The 16,839-nt window shown below is 70.7% G+C and carries 16 protein-coding genes; 8 read left to right on the forward strand and 8 right to left on the reverse strand.

The genetic code is table 11. The features are described from left to right. Positions 1-49: 49 nt before the first annotated feature. The gene (locus ABZT12_RS04900; RefSeq protein WP_356377330.1) at positions 50-2,170 is read left to right on the forward strand and encodes a CDP-alcohol phosphatidyltransferase; all 2,121 of its coding nucleotides are present in this window, start codon (positions 50-52) and stop codon (positions 2,168-2,170) included. A 15-nt stretch (positions 2,171-2,185) separates the two neighbouring features. Here ABZT12_RS04900 and dusB read toward each other — a convergent pair whose 3' ends face one another. Next, a complete protein-coding gene (gene dusB, locus ABZT12_RS04905) occupies positions 2,186-3,328 on the reverse strand; it encodes a tRNA dihydrouridine synthase DusB (RefSeq protein ID WP_356377333.1) in 1,143 nt (380 codons plus the stop codon). 81 nt (positions 3,329-3,409) lie between these two features. On the opposite strand from dusB, the gene ABZT12_RS04910 reads away from it, so the two are divergent. Together ABZT12_RS04910 and ABZT12_RS04915 are read left to right on the forward strand one after the other, a co-directional pair. Further along, positions 3,410-4,855 carry an MFS transporter gene (locus tag ABZT12_RS04910; RefSeq protein ID WP_356377337.1) on the forward strand — a complete coding sequence of 482 codons (1,446 nt, stop codon included), beginning with the start codon at positions 3,410-3,412 and terminating at the stop codon, positions 4,853-4,855. A gap of 257 nt (positions 4,856-5,112) precedes the next feature. Further along, the gene (locus tag ABZT12_RS04915) at positions 5,113-5,331 is read left to right on the forward strand and encodes a hypothetical protein (RefSeq protein ID WP_356377340.1); all 219 of its coding nucleotides are present in this window, start codon (positions 5,113-5,115) and stop codon (positions 5,329-5,331) included. 49 nt (positions 5,332-5,380) lie between these two features. Here the strand turns inward: ABZT12_RS04915 and ABZT12_RS04920 are convergent, their stop codons facing one another. The 3 genes from ABZT12_RS04920 to ABZT12_RS04930 form a co-directional block, all read right to left on the reverse strand. Beyond that, entirely contained in the window at positions 5,381-5,962 is a 582-nt protein-coding gene (locus ABZT12_RS04920; RefSeq protein ID WP_356377343.1) for a TetR family transcriptional regulator, read from the reverse strand. Between the two features lie 26 nt (positions 5,963-5,988). Beyond that, positions 5,989-6,999 carry an aldo/keto reductase gene (locus ABZT12_RS04925; protein WP_356377346.1) on the reverse strand — a complete coding sequence of 337 codons (1,011 nt, stop codon included), beginning with the start codon at positions 6,997-6,999 and terminating at the stop codon, positions 5,989-5,991. Positions 7,000-7,185: 186 nt separating this feature from the next. Next, positions 7,186-8,568 carry a glycine--tRNA ligase gene (locus tag ABZT12_RS04930; protein ID WP_356377348.1) on the reverse strand — a complete coding sequence of 461 codons (1,383 nt, stop codon included), beginning with the start codon at positions 8,566-8,568 and terminating at the stop codon, positions 7,186-7,188. Between the two features lie 161 nt (positions 8,569-8,729). Here ABZT12_RS04930 and ABZT12_RS04935 point away from each other — a divergent pair, with 161 nt between their 5' ends. Genes ABZT12_RS04935 through ABZT12_RS04950 form a run of 4 tightly spaced genes read left to right on the forward strand, consistent with a single transcriptional unit; the run spans position 8,730 to position 11,858 of the window. Then, a complete protein-coding gene (locus ABZT12_RS04935; RefSeq protein ID WP_356377350.1) occupies positions 8,730-9,686 on the forward strand; it encodes a metal ABC transporter substrate-binding protein in 957 nt (318 codons plus the stop codon). 23 nt (positions 9,687-9,709) lie between these two features. Continuing rightward, positions 9,710-10,480 (forward strand): metal ABC transporter ATP-binding protein, encoded by a 771-nt coding sequence (locus ABZT12_RS04940; protein ID WP_356378097.1) that lies wholly within the window; start codon positions 9,710-9,712, stop codon positions 10,478-10,480. After that, entirely contained in the window at positions 10,480-11,382 is a 903-nt protein-coding gene (locus ABZT12_RS04945) for a metal ABC transporter permease (RefSeq protein ID WP_356377352.1), read from the forward strand. The genes ABZT12_RS04940 and ABZT12_RS04945 overlap by 1 nt, the downstream gene beginning before the upstream one ends. Positions 11,383-11,441: 59 nt before the next feature. Continuing rightward, on the forward strand, positions 11,442-11,858 hold the full coding sequence (locus ABZT12_RS04950; RefSeq protein ID WP_356377354.1) for a transcriptional repressor: 417 nt from the start codon (positions 11,442-11,444) through the stop codon (positions 11,856-11,858). Positions 11,859-12,175: 317 nt separating this feature from the next. On the opposite strand, the gene ABZT12_RS04955 is transcribed toward ABZT12_RS04950, so the two are convergent. From ABZT12_RS04955 to ABZT12_RS04965, 3 genes are all read right to left on the reverse strand, one after another. Continuing rightward, positions 12,176-13,357, reverse strand: a complete 1,182-nt coding sequence (locus ABZT12_RS04955; RefSeq protein ID WP_356377356.1) for a serine hydrolase domain-containing protein — start codon at positions 13,355-13,357, stop codon at positions 12,176-12,178. A 158-nt stretch (positions 13,358-13,515) separates the two neighbouring features. Then, positions 13,516-14,175: a response regulator transcription factor gene (locus ABZT12_RS04960; RefSeq protein ID WP_356378100.1), complete on the reverse strand. Its 660-nt coding sequence runs from the start codon at positions 14,173-14,175 to the stop codon at positions 13,516-13,518. Positions 14,176-14,258: 83 nt separating this feature from the next. After that, entirely contained in the window at positions 14,259-15,542 is a 1,284-nt protein-coding gene (locus ABZT12_RS04965) for a sensor domain-containing protein (protein WP_356377358.1), read from the reverse strand. A 178-nt stretch (positions 15,543-15,720) separates the two neighbouring features. Between ABZT12_RS04965 and ABZT12_RS04970 the strand changes: the two genes are divergently transcribed. Continuing rightward, the gene (locus ABZT12_RS04970) at positions 15,721-15,933 is read left to right on the forward strand and encodes a hypothetical protein (protein ID WP_356377361.1); all 213 of its coding nucleotides are present in this window, start codon (positions 15,721-15,723) and stop codon (positions 15,931-15,933) included. Positions 15,934-15,951: 18 nt separating this feature from the next. On the opposite strand, the gene ABZT12_RS04975 is transcribed toward ABZT12_RS04970, so the two are convergent. Next, a complete protein-coding gene (locus tag ABZT12_RS04975; protein WP_356377364.1) occupies positions 15,952-16,803 on the reverse strand; it encodes an isoprenyl transferase in 852 nt (283 codons plus the stop codon). Between the last annotated feature and the right edge of the window lie 36 nt (positions 16,804-16,839).

Raw genomic sequence — 16,839 nt, forward strand, 5'->3', positions numbered from 1 at the left:
CAGCGTGGGCCCGCCACTCCGCCACGCCGCGCACGGAAGGACCTTCGGGGTGCCTCAGCACACGAGTACACGCCAGTCACCGGGAACACCCGAGGTTGCCGGGGACGAGGTCCTCCCGCCGGACGCGGCGGAGAAGACGGCCGCGAAACCCGGGGCGGCCGACTCCGCCGAGGAGGCGGCGGCTCCCGCCGGCCCGGCGGACGTCACGGAGCCGCCGGCGGGGGCGACGACACCGGTCTCCGAGCCCGCCGACACGGACACCGACATGAACGCCGCCGCGGACCCCGAAGCAGAAGCCGAACCCGGACCGGAGATCGAGACCGAGCGCCAACCCGGCCCCGCGGAAGCCGAGTTGCTCGCGGACACCGAAGCCGCCGAAGCCGCCGAACCCGCCCCGGCTCCCACCGCCCCGGCCCCCGAGGCGGATCCCGGCCCCGACCCGGCACCCGGCCCCCAACCCGGCTCCCTCCGGGCCAAGTTGACCGGCCTCCCCGGTGTCCGCCGAGTGCGCGGCTGGCGGGGCAGGTACCCCGTCGCCGCCCGGGTGCTCGCGATCCTCACGACCGTCCTCGCCGTCGGCATCGTCGTCGTGGCGCTGGTGCTGCCGAACAAGGAGGACAACTTCCGTACGGCGCAGTTCACCCGCATCCCGGTCGAGGCGCTGCTCGGGGCCGCCGTGCTGATCGCGGTGCCCCGCCGGCCCCGGCTCGTCCTCGCGGTGCTGGGCGGGCTCTCCATCGGTGTGCTGACCGTGCTGAACCTGCTCGACGTGGGGTTCAACGAGTACCTCGGCCGGGGCTTCAACCCCCTCCTGGACTGGCCCCTGCTGACCGACGCGCAGTCGTACGTCGCGGACACGATCGGCGGTACGGGCGCGACGCTCGCCTCGATCGGCGTGGTCCTGCTCGTCGTCCTGCTGCTGGCGGTGACGGTGCTGGCGGTGGTCCGGGTCGGCAATGTGCTGGGCCGGCAGAAGAGCCTCTCGACGCGCGTGCTGCTCGTCCTGTGCGCGGTCTGGATGACCGCCGCGACGCTGAACATCTCCTACGACGGTGTGCCGGTCTCCTCCGAGCACACCGTCGCCATGCTCAAGTACCGCGAGCAGCAGGCCCGCGCCACCTACCGCGACGAGCGCGAGTTCACCAAGACCGCGAAGGTGGACGCGTTCGGCAACACCCCCGGCTCCCAGCTCGTGCCGGACCTGCGGGGCAAGGACGTGATCTTCACCTTCATCGAGAGCTACGGCCGCAGCGCGATCGAGGACCCGGTCGAGGCCCCCGGCGTGGACAGCACGCTGGACGCGAGCACCGCCGCCCTGAAGAAGGCGGGCTTCGCCGCGAAAAGCGGCTGGCTGACCTCGGCGACGTACGGCGGCAGCAGCTGGCTCGGGCACTCGACGACCATGTCGGGCCTGTGGATCAACAACCAGAACCGCTACCGCACGGTCACCGCCAGCGACCACCTCACCCTGACCAAGGCGTTCCAGAAGACCGGCGACTGGGACACCGTCGGCGTCATGCCGGGCGTGCAGAAGGCCTGGCCCGAGTCGAAGTGGTACGGCCTGGACAAGGTCTACAACGCCTTCCAGACCGGCTACAAGGGACCGAAGTTCAGCTGGTCGACCCAGCCCGACCAGTACGCCCTGGAGGCGTTCCAGCGGCTGGTGCACGGCAAGAAGCGCACCGACGGCAAGCCGCTGATGTCTCTGGTCATCCTCACGTCGAGCCACCAGCCGTGGGCGCCGATCCCGAAGATGGTCCCCTGGGACCAGCTGGGCGACGGCTCGATCTTCGACGCGATCGAGAAGGCCGGCAACAAGCCGACCGACATCGTGACCAGCTCCACCAAGTCCCAGCAGGAGTACGGCAAGTCGGTCCAGTACTCGGTGACCAGCCTCACCCAGTGGATGGAGCGCTACGGCAACAAGAACACGGTCCTCGTCTTCCTCGGCGACCACCAGCCGATCGCCCGGGTCAGCGGCAGCCACGCCAGCCGTGACGTGCCGATCTCGATCGTCGCCAAGGACCCCAAGGTTCTCGCGAAGATCGGCAGTTGGAACTGGTCGGACGGTCTCCGCCCGGCGCACGACGCGCCGGTGTGGAAGATGAGCGACTTCCGCGACAAGTTCCTCACCGCCTACGGCTCCACCCCGCACCCCTCGAAGGGCTGACCGGAGCGGGGGAGTTCAGCCTCCGGACGTGTCCAGTTCCGCGTCCTCGCCGATCCCCGCGCAGTCGTAGGGGTCCTTCAGCCAGCCGTCCGGCAGCACCACCCTGTTGTTGCCGGACGTACGGCCGCGGGGCCCGTCGGCGCCCGCGGGCCACGGCTGGTCCAGATCCAACTCATCCAGCCCGGAACGGAGTTCGGCCAGCGAGGAGGTGATCGCGAGCCGCTTGCGCATCTCCGAGCCGACCGCGAAGCCCTTGAGGTACCAGGCGACGTGCTTGCGGAAGTCGATGACCCCGCGCGCCTCGTCCCCGAGCCACTCGCCGAGCAGGGTCGCGTGCCGGACCATGACGTCCGCGACCTCGCGCAGCGCGGGCCGGTGGAGATCCTGCTCCCGGCCCTCGAAGGCGGCGACGAGGTCGGCGAAGAGCCACGGCCGGCCGAGGCACCCGCGCCCGACGACCACTCCGTCGCAGCCGGTCTCCCGCACCATCCGGACCGCGTCCTGGGCCGACCAGATGTCGCCGTTGCCGAGGACGGGGAGCTCCGGCACATGCTCCTTGAGGCGGGCGATCGCGTCCCAGTCCGCCGTACCGCCGTAGTGCTGGGCGGCCGTGCGGCCGTGCAGGGCGATGGCGGTGACGCCCTCGTCGACGGCGATCCGGCCCGCGTCGAGGAAGGTGAGGTGGTCGTCGTCGATGCCCTTGCGCATCTTCATCGTGACGGGCAGCTCACCCGCCCCGCTGACGGCCTCGCGCAGGATGGCCCGCAGCAGGTTCCGCTTGTACGGCAGCGCGGAGCCGCCGCCCTTGCGGGTGACCTTCGGCACGGGGCAGCCGAAGTTCAGGTCGATGTGGTCGGCGAGGCCCTCCTCCGCGATCATGCGGACGGCCTTGCCGACGGTCGCCGGGTCGACGCCGTACAGCTGGATCGAGCGGGGTGTCTCGGTCGCGTCGAAGCGGATCAGCTGCATGGTCTTCTCGTTGCGCTCGACCAGCGCCCGGGTCGTGATCATCTCGCTCACGAACAGGCCCTTGCCGCCGCTGAACTCCCGGCACAGGGTCCGGAAGGGCGCGTTGGTGATGCCGGCCATGGGGGCGAGCACGACGGGCGGCCGGACGGTGTGCGGGCCGATCTGAAGGGGGGAGGCGGGCGTGAGCATGAGGCCATTGTCACGCATCGGCCGAGCCGGTGTAACGGTAATTAGTTAGCCGCACTATCGATGTTCGTCTACGATGGAACCATGCCCGAGCTCAGCCACCGCGGACGTCTGCTGGTGCTCGCGATCTGCTGCATGAGCCTGCTGATCGTGAGCCTCGACGTCACCATTCTGAACGTCGCCCTCCCCTCGATGCAGCGCGATCTGCACGCGACCACGTCCGGCATGCAGTGGACGATCGACGCCTACACCCTCGTCCTGGCCTCGCTGCTGATGCTGGCCGGCTCCACGGCCGACCGGATAGGCCGCAAACGGGTCTTCCTCACCGGTCTGGTCGTCTTCGCCGTCGGCTCGCTGCTCTGCTCGCTCGCCTGGAACCTCGACGCGCTCATCGTCTTCCGCATGGTCCAGGCGGTCGGCGGCTCGATGCTCAACCCGGTCGCCATGTCGATCATCACCAACACCTTCACCGAGCCGCGTGAGCGCGCCCGTGCGATAGGCGTGTGGGGCGGCGTCGTCGGCCTGTCGATGGCGGCGGGACCGATCATCGGCGGCCTGCTCGTGGACTCGGTCGGCTGGCGCTCGATCTTCTGGATCAACCTGCCGGTGGGCCTGGCGGCGCTGCTGCTCACGCTGAAGTTCATCCCCGAGTCCCGCGCGCCCAAGGCCCGCCGCCCCGACCCGGTCGGCCAGTTCCTGGTGATCGCCCTGTTCGGCTCCCTGACCTACGCGATCATCGAGGCCCCGGACTCCGGGATCGTCACGGTGCTGCCCTTCGCCATGATCGCCGTCGCCGCGCTCGCCGGTCTCCTCTGGTTCGAGCCACGCCGCACCGAACCCCTGATCGACCTGCGGTTCTTCCGCTCGGCGCCGTTCAGCGGGGCCACCGTCATCGCGCTCAGCGCCTTCGCCGCGCTGGGCGGCTTCCTCTTCCTGTCCACGCTGTACCTCCAGAACGTCCGGGGACTCGACGCCCTGCACGCCGGCCTGTGGATGCTGCCGATGGCGGTCCCGATGCTGCTGTGCGCCCCGCTCTCCGGGCGGCTGGTCGGCAGCCGGGGACCCCGGCTGCCGCTGCTCATAGCCGGGCTCGCCATCACCGTCAGCGCGCTGCTGTTCGCCGTGTTCGAGGCCGAGACGTCGGACGTCTCCCGCTTCATCGGGTACGCCCTGTTCGGCGTCGGCTTCGGCTTCGTGAACGCGCCGATCACCAACACGGCGGTCTCCGGGATGCCCCGGGCGCAGGCGGGAGTGGCGGCGGCCATCGCCTCCACCAGCCGGCAGCTGGGGCAGACGCTGGGCGTCGCCGTGGTCGGCGCGGTGCTGGCCTCGGGCGTGGTGTCGTCGTCGTACCGGCAGACGTTCGTGCCGGCGGCCCGGCCCGGCTGGTGGATCCTCACCGGATGCGGGCTCGCGGTGCTGGTGCTGGGGGCGGTGACCAGCGGACGCTGGGCGCGCCGTACCGCCGAGGACACGGCGGAGAAACTGAAGTCCGCCGAGGTACGCCAAGCGGTGGGCGCCACCGCCTAGTGCTCCGACCGGAGCGGCTCCCCCCGCGTTCCCTGGTTCCGGGCACGGGCGTGCGGGACGCGCTGGTGGTGGCCCTGCTGGTGTGGCTCGCGGGGGTGATTCTGACCGGTCCGCTCGCGCCGCGGCTGTCCCGGATTGCCGGCCGAGTTGCTCACGGCTTGGACAACTCGGCCCGCCCGGGCCCCTGTTGATGTTGGTCTTGCTGCACACTCCTGCGCGGAAAGGTTCTGCCCGGGATGTGGCCGTTGGAGGCGTCGATGCCGCAGGACAGCACGAGCAAGGTAAGCCGCTGGGACCGGCACGGCCGGGAGCATGTGGTGCGGGTGGGACGGGCGGGCGTGCAGCGCACGATCAGCTGTGACACGTGCGGCTGGCGGCAGGGCGCGCAGTTCCTGCCCTGGCTGAAGGCGGAGGACCATCTGGCGGAGGCCCACCAGGCGACGGTGGACCCCACGGCGGCCCAGTCGGAGCGCTGAGGCGCCCGCCGCGACCGGAACCGGTGAACCCGGCCGCGGCCGGTCCGGATCAGGCGCGCAGTCCGCGCAGCAGCAGCTCCACCAGAGCCTCGAACTCGGCCTCCACGCCCGGCTTCTCCCACTTCTTCGCGTAACCGGGGTCGTGGAAGCGGCCGGTGGCCTGGAAGACCGCACGGGCCGCGACCTCCGGGTCGGGGACGGCGAAGACACCGGTGTCCGTCCCGGCCCGGACGAGCGTGGCCAACTGGCCGATCAGTTCCGCGATGTGCTCGCTGACCACCGCGCCGGCCTCGCTCGCGAGGACGGAGTAGGTGGCGAAGAGTTCCGGGTCGTCGCCCGCCTTGCTGCGCTTGGCGTCGAACAGGCTGCGCAGCCAGTCCCGCAGCCGGTCCCGGGGATCGCGGTCCTCGGCGACGACCCGGGCCAGCCGGTCGGCGGTGCGGTCCAGCCAGCGCTTGGTGACGGCCTCCCGCAGCGCGGCCTTCGTACGGAAGTGACGGTAGACCGTGCCGTGGCTGACGCCGAGCGCGCGGGCCACGTCGACCACGGTGGCCTTGGCCGGGCCGTGGCGGCGCAGCACCTCCTCGGTCGCTTCGAGGATGCGCTCGGCGGTCAGGGTCTCGGTGGCCATGAGGGAGACCGTACCCGGCGGCCGGATCAGCGCTCGCTGTCGAGGTGGGCCATGGCCGAGGCCGGGTAGCGGTCGCCCGCCGCGGCGTCGGCCGGCACGGCCAGCTCGATCGCGGCCAGGTCCTCCGCGTCCAGCGTGACCTCCAGGGCGCCCAGCGACTCCGCGAGCCGCTCCCGGGTGCGCGCGCCGATCAGCGGCACGATGTCCTCGCCTCGGGAGAGCACCCAGGCGATCGCGATCTGCGCGACGGAGACGCCCTTCTGCTCGGCGATCTTCCGCAGCGACTCGACGAGGGCCAGGTTGTGCTGGAGGTTGTCGCCCTGGAAGCGGGGCGAGAAGGCCCGGAAGTCGCCCGCGCCGAGCTTGCGGTCGGCGGTGAAGTGGCCGGAGATCAGCCCGCGGGAGAGCACACCGTACGCGGTGATGGCGATGCCCAACTCCCGTACGGTGGGCAGGATTTCGGCCTCGATGCCGCGCGAGATCAGCGCGTACTCGATCTGTACGTCCGAGATCGGGGCGGTGGCCGCGGCGCGGCGGATGGTGGCGGCGCCGACCTCGCTGAGGCCGATGTGCCGGACGTGGCCCTTCTCCACCAGTTCGGCGATGGCGCCGACGGTCTCCTCGATCGGTACGTCGGGGTCGACCCGGGCGATCCGGTAGACGTCGATGTGGTCGACGCCGAGGCGCTGGAGGGAGTAGGCGGCGAAGTTCTTCACGGCGGCGGGGCGGCCGTCGTAGGCGTTCCAGCCGCCGTCCGGGTCGCGCAGCGCGCCGAACTTGACGCTGGTGAGCGCCTGTTCGCGGCGGGCGGCGGGGGCGGTGCGCAGGGCTTCGCCGATCAGCATCTCGTTGTGGCCCATGGCGTAGAAGTCGCCGGTGTCGAGCAGGGTGACGCCCGCTTCCAGGGCGGCGTGGATGGTCGCGACGGACTCGGCCCGGTCGGCCTCGCCGTAGAGCGCGGACATGCCCATGCAGCCGAGGCCGAGGGCGGAGACCTGGGGGCCGGTGGTGCCGAGGGAACGCGTGGGGATCGTCATACGGTCACCCTCCCATAACAGCTGACAGCTTTCAATATTTGTCAGCTGTCACCCATCGGGCGCCGAGTCGCGATCAACAGGCGGGAAGCGCACCCGAGTTGAGCCCGGGGCCGGCCCGGCACGACGGAACGCCGGACGAGCCTCGGCTCGTCCGGCGTTCCGTGTGGACCTGTGACCAGGCGGCGGTCAGGCGCCGATCAGACGCCCCGCGAGGTAGCCCTCGATCTGGTCGAGCGACACCCGCTCCTGCTTCATCGAGTCGCGCTCGCGGACCGTCACCGCGTTGTCCTCAAGCGTGTCGAAGTCGACCGTCACGCAGTACGGCGTGCCGATCTCGTCCTGGCGGCGGTAGCGGCGGCCGATGGCGCCGGCGTCGTCGAACTCGATGTTCCAGTTCTGCCGCAGCGCGGTGGCGAGCCCCTTGGCCTTCGGGGACAGCTCCGGGTTGCGGGAGAGCGGGAGCACCGCGACCTTCACCGGGGCGAGGCGGTGGTCGAGGCGCAGCACCGTGCGCTTCTCCAGCTTGCCCTTGGCGTTGGGGGCCTCGTCCTCGACGTAGGCGTCGAGGAGGAACGCCAGCATCGCGCGGCCCACACCGGCCGCGGGCTCGATGACGTACGGCGTCCAGCGCTCCTGGGCCTCCTGGTCGAAGTAGGAGAGGTCCTGGCCGGAGGCCTTGGAGTGGGCGCCGAGGTCGTAGTCGGTGCGGTTGGCGACACCCTCCAGCTCGCCCCACTCGTTGCCGCCGAACTGGAAGCGGTACTCGATGTCAGCGGTGCGCTTGGAGTAGTGGGAGAGCTTCTCCTTGGGGTGGTCGTACCACCGCATGTTCTCCTCGCGCAGGCCCAGGCCGGTGTACCAGTTCCAGCGCTGCTCCATCCAGTACTCCTGCCACTTCTCGTCCTCGCCCGGCTTGACGAAGAACTCCATCTCCATCTGCTCGAACTCGCGGGTGCGGAAGATGAAGTTGCCGGGGGTGATCTCGTTGCGGAAGGACTTGCCCATCTGGGCGATGCCGAACGGCGGCTTGCGACGCGAAGTGCTCTGCACCTGGGCGAAGTTGGTGAAGATGCCCTGGGCGGTCTCGGGGCGCAGGTAGGCGACGGAGCCGGTGTCCTGGGTGGGGCCGAGGTGCGTGGCGAGGAGACCCGAGAACTGCTTGGGCTCGGTGAACTGGCCCTTGTTGCCGCAGTTGGGGCAGTTGACGTCCGCCAGGCCCTTCTCGGGGAGACGGCCGTGCTTGGCCTCGAAGGCCTCTTCCAGGTGGTCCGCGCGGAACCGCTTGTGGCAGGCGGTGCACTCGGTCAGCGGGTCCGAGAAGGTGGCGACGTGACCGGAGGCGACCCAGACCTCGGGCGCGAGGATGACGGACGAGTCGATACCGACCACGTCCTCGCGCGACGTCACCATGTAGCGCCACCACTGGCGCTTCAGGTTCTCCTTGAGCTCGACACCCAGCGGCCCGTAGTCCCAGGCGGCGCGCTGGCCTCCGTAGATCTCACTGCAAGGGAATACGAAGCCACGGCGCTTGCTCAGGCTGACGATGGTGTCGATCTTGTCGGCGGCCACGGTGCTCTCTTCATTACGACGACGGGCGACGAAGCGAGACGCTTCAGAGCTAACAGCTCAGAGTACCGGCGGCTCCTCCCCCTCGACCAAATCGGTTGTCTGAACAGGCCCCTGACAAGGCTTGTTGACAACGGTTTCCATCTTAGTTGAAAATGACTGTCATGAACGTACGACGACGCCTCATATCCGCGGCCGCGGCGACCGCCGCCACCGCCCTCGGCCTCGGGGCCCTCTCCGCCTGCTCCTCCGGGGCCGCCGCCGCCAACACCGGCAAGTTCGACGTCGTCGCGTCGTTCTATCCGCTGGAGTTCCTCGCCGAGCAGATCGGCGGCAGCCACGTGCACGTCACCAACCTGACGAAGCCCGGCCAGGAGCCGCACGACCTGGAGATCAGCGCGCGGGAGACCGTGCGGCTCCAGGAGTCCGACGCGGTGCTCTACCTGAAGAACCTCCAGCCCGCCGTCGACGGCGCGGTGGCCCAGTCCGAGGTCAAGACCAAGATCGACGCCGCCTCCCTGACCACCCTTGAGCAGCACGGCAACGAGGTCGGCGGCCACGCGGCCTCCCACGACACCGCCAAGAACGGTGAGGCGGCCGGCCTCGACCCGCACATCTGGCTCGACCCGGTGCGCTACGCCCAGGTCGCCCAGGGCGTCGGCACCGCCTTCGAGAAGGCCGACCCCGGCCACGCGGCCGACTACCGGAAGAACACCGCCGCCCTGGTCAGGAAGCTGGACGCGCTCAACTCCCGTTTCCGGGACGGACTTTCGCACACCCGCACCAAGGTCTTCATCACCACCCATGCCGCCTTCGGCTACCTCGCCGAGCGCTACGGCCTCACCGAGGAGGCCATCAACGGCCTGGACCCCGAGTCGGAGCCGAGCGCGAACCGGGTCAGGGACCTTGAGAGGATGGCGAAGGCCGACGGCGTCTCCACCGTGTTCTACGAGACGCTCGTCAGCGGGAAGACCGCGCAGACCATCGCCGGGGACGCCGGCCTGAAGACCGACGTCCTCGACCCGATCGAGGGCATCACCGACAAGCCCCGGGGCACGGACTACTTCTCGGTCCAGGAAGCCAACCTCAAGGCGCTCGAGAAGGCCCTGGGCAGCAAATGACCCGTACCACGGAGGACGACTTCATGAGCGACGAGCCCGTCATCGCACTGCGCCGGGTGAGCGCCGAACTGGGCTCGCGCCCCGTCCTGCGCGGCATCGACCTCACCGTCCGGCGCGGCGAGGTCGTCGCGCTGCTCGGTGCCAACGGCTCCGGCAAGTCGACCGCGATCCGCACCGTGATCGGCCAAGTGCCGCTCAGCGGCGGCGAGATCGACCTGTTCGGCGCCCCGCGCGCCCGCTTCCGCGACTGGCGGCGCGTGGGCTACGTACCGCAGCGCACGACGGCCGCCGGCGGGGTCCCCGCCACCGTCACCGAGATCGTCGCCTCCGGCCGGCTCTCCCGCGCCCGCTTCGGCATGCTGCGCAGGGCGGACCACGCGGCCGTCACCCGGGCCCTGGAGCTCGTCGGCATGGCGGACCGGGCCAAGGACTCCGTCAACGCCCTCTCCGGCGGCCAGCACCAGCGGGTGCTGATCGCCCGCGCGCTCGCCGCCGAACCCGAACTGCTGATCATGGACGAGCCGATGGCGGGCGTCGATCTGGCCAGCCAGGAGGTGCTCGCACGCACCCTGGAGGACCAGGTCGCCCAGGGCGCCACCGTCCTCCTCGTCCTGCACGAACTGGGGCCGCTGGAGCCGCTCATCGACCGGGCCGTCGTCCTGCGCGACGGCTGCGTCCAGCACGACGGCCCGCCCCCGCGCGCCCTCGGCCAGCACGCCCTGCCCGGCCACGACCACGTACACCCGCACTCGGCGGCCGACGCCGCACCGATCCGCACGGGACTGCTGAGCTGATGGACTTCCTGAACTACGCCTTCATGCAACGGGCCCTGCTCGCCGCCGTCCTGGTCGGCATCACGGCCCCCGCCGTCGGCATCTACCTCGTCCAGCGCCGCCAGGCCCTCATGGGCGACGGCATCGGCCATGTCGCGATGACGGGCGTCGGCCTCGGCTTCCTCCTCAACACCTCCCCGGTCTGGATGGCGACGGCCGTCTCCGTCCTCGGCGCGGTCCTCATGGAGCTGATCCGCTGGTACGGCAGGACCCGCGGCGACATCGCCCTCGCCATGCTCTTCTACGGCGGCATGGCCGGCGGCGTGATGTTCATCAACCTCGCCCCCTCAGGGTCCAACGCCAACCTCATGACGTACCTCTTCGGCTCGCTCTCGACGGTCTCGCAGTCCGACGTGAGCGCGATCTGTCTGCTGGCCGCGTTCGTGGTGCTCGTCACGGTGGGACTGCGCAGGCAGCTCTTCGCGGTGAGCCAGGACGAGGAGTTCGCCCGGGTCACGGGCCTGCCGGTACGCGCCCTGAACCTGCTGACGGCGATCACGGCGGCGGTGACGGTGACCGTCGCGATGCGGGTGGTCGGCCTGCTCCTGGTGTCGGCGCTGATGGTGGTGCCGGTGGCCGCCGCGCAGCAGCTCAGCCGGAGCTTCGCCGCGACCTTCGCGATCGCGGTGGCGATCGGCGTGAGCGTGACGATCGGCGGCACGGTCACCTCGTACTACCAGGACGTCCCGCCCGGCGCGACGATCGTGCTGCTGACGATCGCCGGGTTCGTCGTCCTGACTGTGCTGGCCGCGCCGCTGGCCCGGCGACGGGCCCGGGCAGCCGCCGCGGCCCGGCCCGCGGGGGACCCCGCAGAGTGCGCGATTCCGGCCACCAGAGGGGCCGGCGACGAGGTCGGAGTCTGACCCGGTCCAGCCCGGACTGGCACAATGGCCCGGCAGAGTGCAGACGTGAGGAGGCAACGGTGACGACGGCCGGCCCGCCCGTACGAGGACGATCAACCCGCCAGCGCGCCGCTGTGGCGGCGGCCCTCGACGAGGTCGACGAGTTCCGCAGCGCCCAGGACCTGCACGACATGCTCAAGCACAAGGGCGACTCCGTCGGGCTCACCACGGTGTACCGCACCCTTCAGTCCCTCGCCGACGCCGGCGAGGTCGACGTCCTGCGCACCTCCGAGGGCGAGTCGGTCTACCGCCGCTGCTCCACGGGCGAACACCACCACCACCTCGTCTGCCGCGTCTGCGGCAAGGCGGTGGAGGTGGAGGGTCCGGCGGTGGAGAAGTGGGCGGAGGCCATCGCCTCGGAACACGGCTACGTCAACGTGGCCCACACGGTGGAGATCTTCGGCACGTGCGCGGAGTGCGCGACGGCCTCCGGCTGAGGACCCGGGTTCTCAGACGCGGCTCAGGTGGGCGTCGAGTATCGCCCGCAGCCGGTCCACGTCGGCCGGGTCCTGTACGGCGCGCTTGGGCAGCAGGGTGAAGTCGAGGGCCCAGCTGTAGCGCAACCGAGGCGGCGCGCGGACGGCCTCGGCCGCGTAGCGACGTACTGGCCCACGACCGCAGCGAGCACGCTCTGCTCGCCGGGCACCTCGCCGCCGGACAGCATGCATGCGGACGAAGGACCTCGCCCGGCAGTGCCGGGAGCCTCCCTGTCATGCGGCGCCCCGGTCTCGTGGCGCCGCCGACCGGGCTTCCTCTACTTCCTTCCTGCGGCGCAGAGTTCCGTGTCGATCAGCGCGTTCTGGGCCATCTCCGTGGACAGGTCGGACGCGCCGTCGCCCGTTGCCTCCAGGACCACGGTGTGGCGGCCGTCCGCGCTGACCCCGTCGCGGGTGGTGTAGCCCATCAGGTCACCGGCGTGGCTGTAGTAGACGCCGCCGCAGGTCAGGGGGATCTCCATCAGGCCCAAGCCGTAACGGGCGCCGGGCCAGACGGGGTCCAGGGACGCGGCTCGTACCGTCGTCTTCATCTCCGCCAGTTGGGCCGGGTGCAGGAGCCTGCCGCCCAGGAGGGCCGAGAAGAAGCGGGTGAGGTCGCCGGTCGTGCTGATCATCGCGCCGGCCGAGCCGGCGGCCGTCGGGTTGAGGTCGGTGACGTCGATGGTCGGACCGGACCCGCCGAAGTCCGAGTAACCGTGCAGGTGTTGGCCGGGGATGCGGGTCGAGGTGTCGGGGGCGGAGGTGTCGCGCAGGCCCAGCGGGCGGATGATGCGCCGGGTGACCTCCTGCTGCCAGGTGTGGCCGGTGGCCTTCTGGATGATCATTCCGGCGAGAATGTAGTTGGTGTTCGAGTACTCCCACTGGGTGCCCGGCGCGAAGTCCGGGGCGTGCCGCATCGCGATGCCGACCAGGTGTTGTGGGGTCCAGGTGGTGTACCGGTCGGCCTCGAAATCCGCCACCGTGCTGATCGCGGGGAAGTCGGCCGTGTAGTTGAACAGTCCGCTGGTGTGGTTCAGCAACTGCCTTACGGTGATGGCGCTTCCGTCGTTCCCGTTGCCGTCCACCGTGCCGGGCAGCCAGTGTTCGACCGTGTCGTCCAGTGATACCCGTCCCTCGCCGACCAGTTGGAGCATCACCGTCGACACGAAGGCCTTGGTGCTGCTCGCGATCCGGAACGTGTCGGTGACGCGGGCCGCCCGGCCCGTGGCCGTGTCCGACACCCCGGTGGCGGCGTAGCGCCGTCCGTCCGGACCCGTCGACTGGGCTACGACGGCGACGGTGCCCGTCTCCTCGATCGCGTCCACGCTCTGCTGGAGCGTGGTGCGCTGCCGGGACTTCGTGGAGCTCGTGGTGTCCTTCGCGCTGGCCGCGGGTGTCGCCAGGCCGAGGCCGAGTGCGGCCAGTGCTGCTACGGAAATTAGCTGACGACTCGTCAACATAAATTGTCTCCCAGCAAGTTGATGATCCGTCACACTCAACTCGCGGTGTGTTCCGGTGTGTTCACCAACCTAGGGAGACGGCACGTGGTGATCGATCCAGTGCGCGGGCCGGTCCGCCGTACAGCCTGCTGTACCAAGACCCGCCACCGGTACGGGCGTCAGCCCAGCCGCCGTAGATCCTCCAGGTAGCGCAGGACGGCGGCGACCCGGCGGTCCACCTGGTCCGTCGGGGACAGGTCGAGCTTGGCGAAGATGCTGCGGATGTGTTTGTGGACGGCGCCGTCGGTCACGACGAGTTTCCCGGCGATGGCGGAGTTGCCCAACCCCTCGGCCATCAGGGTGAGTACGTCCCGTTCGCGCGGGCTGAGCCGGTCGAGGCGGCTGCCTTGGCGGGAGCGGGTGAACAGCTGGGCGACGACCTCGGGGTCGATGGCGGTGCCGCCGGCCGCCACGCGGTACAGGGCGTCGAGGAACTCCTCGACCCGGCCCACCCGTTCCTTGAGCAGATAGCCGAGGCCGCTCACCCCGCCGCCGAGCAGCTCGGTCGCGAAGCTCTGCTCCACGTATGCCGACAGCACCAGCACCGCCAGGTCGGGCCGCCGTCGCCGGGCCTCGACCGCGGCGACGATCCCCTCGTCGGTGTGGGTCGGCGGCATCCGTACGTCGAGGATGGCGACGTCCGGTCTGTGTGCGTCGATGGCGTCGAGGGCTTCGTCCGGGGTGCCCGCGGTGGCCACCACGTCCAGCCCCTCGGCGCGCAGCAGCAGGGCGAGGCCCTCGCGCAGCAACGGGTCGTCCTCGGCGATGACGATCCGCATGTCAGTCACGCTCCACAGCTCGGACTCCACACCTTGCGTTCCGCATCGCAGGCTCTCTCTTTTCGCTCGTCACGGTCCCCGCCTCACTGGCCACAGGGGAGATCCGCGGTGAGGACGGTCGGGCCGCCCGGTGGGCTGGTCAGGGTGAGGTCGCCGTCGTGGGCCGCGATACGGCGGCGGATGCCGGTGAGGCCCGAGCCGCCGTCCGCATCCGCGCCCCCTCGCCCGTCGTCCTCGACGCGCAGGACGAGGCGGCCGCCGGTGCCGCGTGCCGTGATCGTGGCGTGTGCGGCGCCGCTGTGTTTGGCGATGTTGGTCAGGGCCTCGGCGACGACGAAGTAGGCGGTCGCCTCGACGGAGGCCGCGCAGCGAGCGGGTACGTCCACGTCGATCCGGCACGGCACCGCGCAGTCCGCGGCGAGACCGGAGAGCGCGCCCGCGAGCCCCCGGTCGGCCAGCACCGGTGGCAGGATGCCGCGCGCGACCGTCCGCAGTTCGGCCAGCGCCTGTTCGGCGGCGGACTGGGCACGTTCGAGGAGTTCGTCGGCACCGGCCGGGTCACGGGCCGCCATACGTCGGGCCGCCCCGAGCAACACGGCCACGGAGACGAGGCGGTTCTGCGCGCCGTCGTGCAACGAGCGCTCTATCCGCCGGAGTTCGGTGGCGTGCGCGTCGAGAGCGGCGGCGCGGGTGGCGGTCAACTCCGCCACGCGCAGGACGAGATCCACGTCAGGACCGGCCGCGAGGAGCCGCCGCCCCGGTCCCGACTGCAACTGGGCCATGCCGGGCGCCAGCCCCAGGATGATGGCGACCCAGCCCACACCCAGCAGCGCCACGGCGAGGGCGTCCGGCCAGGTGTGCGCGTTGCCGATGCCGAGCGATGTGGCCGTCGCGTTCTCCGGCATGAACGTCCAGTACAGCGGGAACGCGCTGTCCCGCACGGCCGTGATCGGCAGCAGGACGCCAAGAAGTCCGAGCAGCAGGCCGAGGGTGGAGTGCCGTAGCAGCCACCGCAGTTCGCGGTGGGTGGTGGGGTCCACGAGCGCGGCCCGGAGCCGGATGGGCGGGAGCTGCGGGGCTACGACCTCGGGGCCCCGGCGGGCGAGCCGGTCACGTTCGCGTCCGGCCAGGGCGTGCAGGGCGCGCAGCGACGCGGGTGCCATCAGCAGCCCCACCCCGACCACGCTCGTCACGGCGGTGAGGACCAGCCAGAGCAGCAACAGCACCGCGAGCACCGCCGTGTTGAGCCCGGAGGCGAGCTGGGCGACGGCCCGGCCCGCGGCGCTCAGGGTCCGTAGCGCGATGTCTGTGAAGCTCTCGCGTTGGGCGGCTGCCCCACCGCCCGCCTCGCTCGTGCTCGCCGTCATGCGAACGACCTTATGCCGTCAGCGGGTTCGCCATGGACGGAGGAAGAGGGGAGTACAGCCTGCTGTACCCCGAACCGGGCGGGCTGCGGGATCGGCCGCGAGGGGCGCTGATCCATAGCGTCGATGATGACAGCCGGACCCCCGGAACGCATCGCTCAGCACCACGGGAGAAGCCCCCATGCGGAACACGACGACGTCCACCGAGCCCGACCGTCTCAGCCCCGGGGACATCGCCCGCACCCTCCTCTGGACCGTGGTCGTGGCCAGTGCGTTGGCCAACATGGCGACCTCCTTCGGAGGCGCCGACACCTGGGTGCACCTGGTGTGCGGCGCGGTCACCGTCCTGTGCGCGGGCACCCTCGTCGTACGCAACCTGCGGGGCCGGCGATGAACACCACAGCCACCCGCCCTAGGCCTCCTCGGGCCGCCCCCGCATCGCCTTCTCCATCTCCAGCAGCCGCTCGTTCGGTACCGCGCCGCCGAACCGGCGGTCGCGCTGGGCGAATTCGACGCAGGCGCGCCACAGGTCGCGGCGGTCGAAGTCGGGCCACAGCACGTCCTGGAAGACCATCTCCGCGTAAGCGCTCTGCCAGAGAAGGTAGTTGGAGGTGCGCTGCTCGCCGCTGGGGCGCAGGAACAGGTCGACCTCGGGCATGTCCGGGTAGTACAGGTACTTGGCGAAGGTCTTCTCGTCCACCTTGGCCGGATCGAGGCGGCCCGACTTCACGTCCTCGGCCAACGCCCGCGCCGCGTCGGCGATCTCGGCCCGGCCGCCGTAGTTCATGCAGAAGTACAGCGTCAGCGCGTCGTTGTCCTTCGTCTGCTCCTGGGCGATCTGCAACTCCTTGGCCACCGACCGCCACAGCTTGGGCATACGGCCCACCCAGCGCACCCGGATGCCCAGTTCGTCGAGCGTGTCCCGGGTCTTGCGGATGAAGTCGCGGTTGAAGTTCATCAGGAAGCGCACCTCGTCGGGCGACCGCTTCCAGTTCTCGGTGGAGAAGGCGTAGAGCGAGATCGCGCCCACCCCCATCTCCACCCCGCCCTGGAGCACGTCCAGGACGCGCTCGGCGCCGACCTTGTGCCCCTCCGTCCGCGGCAGGCCCCGCTCCTTCGCCCACCGCCCGTTGCCGTCCATGACGATCGCCACGTGCTTGGGGATCAGCTCACCGGGCAGCTTCGGCGCGAGGGCTCCGGACGGATGCGGCTCCGGCGCCCTGTACTCACGGCGCTGGCGCCCCAGAATCCCGCGTACGACCATGACGTTCCTGTCTCCCTCAACGACCTGCGACCACAA

The sequence above is a fragment of the Streptomyces sp. NPDC005423 genome (assembly GCF_040606415.1).
GTDB lineage: Bacteria > Actinomycetota > Actinomycetes > Streptomycetales > Streptomycetaceae > Streptomyces.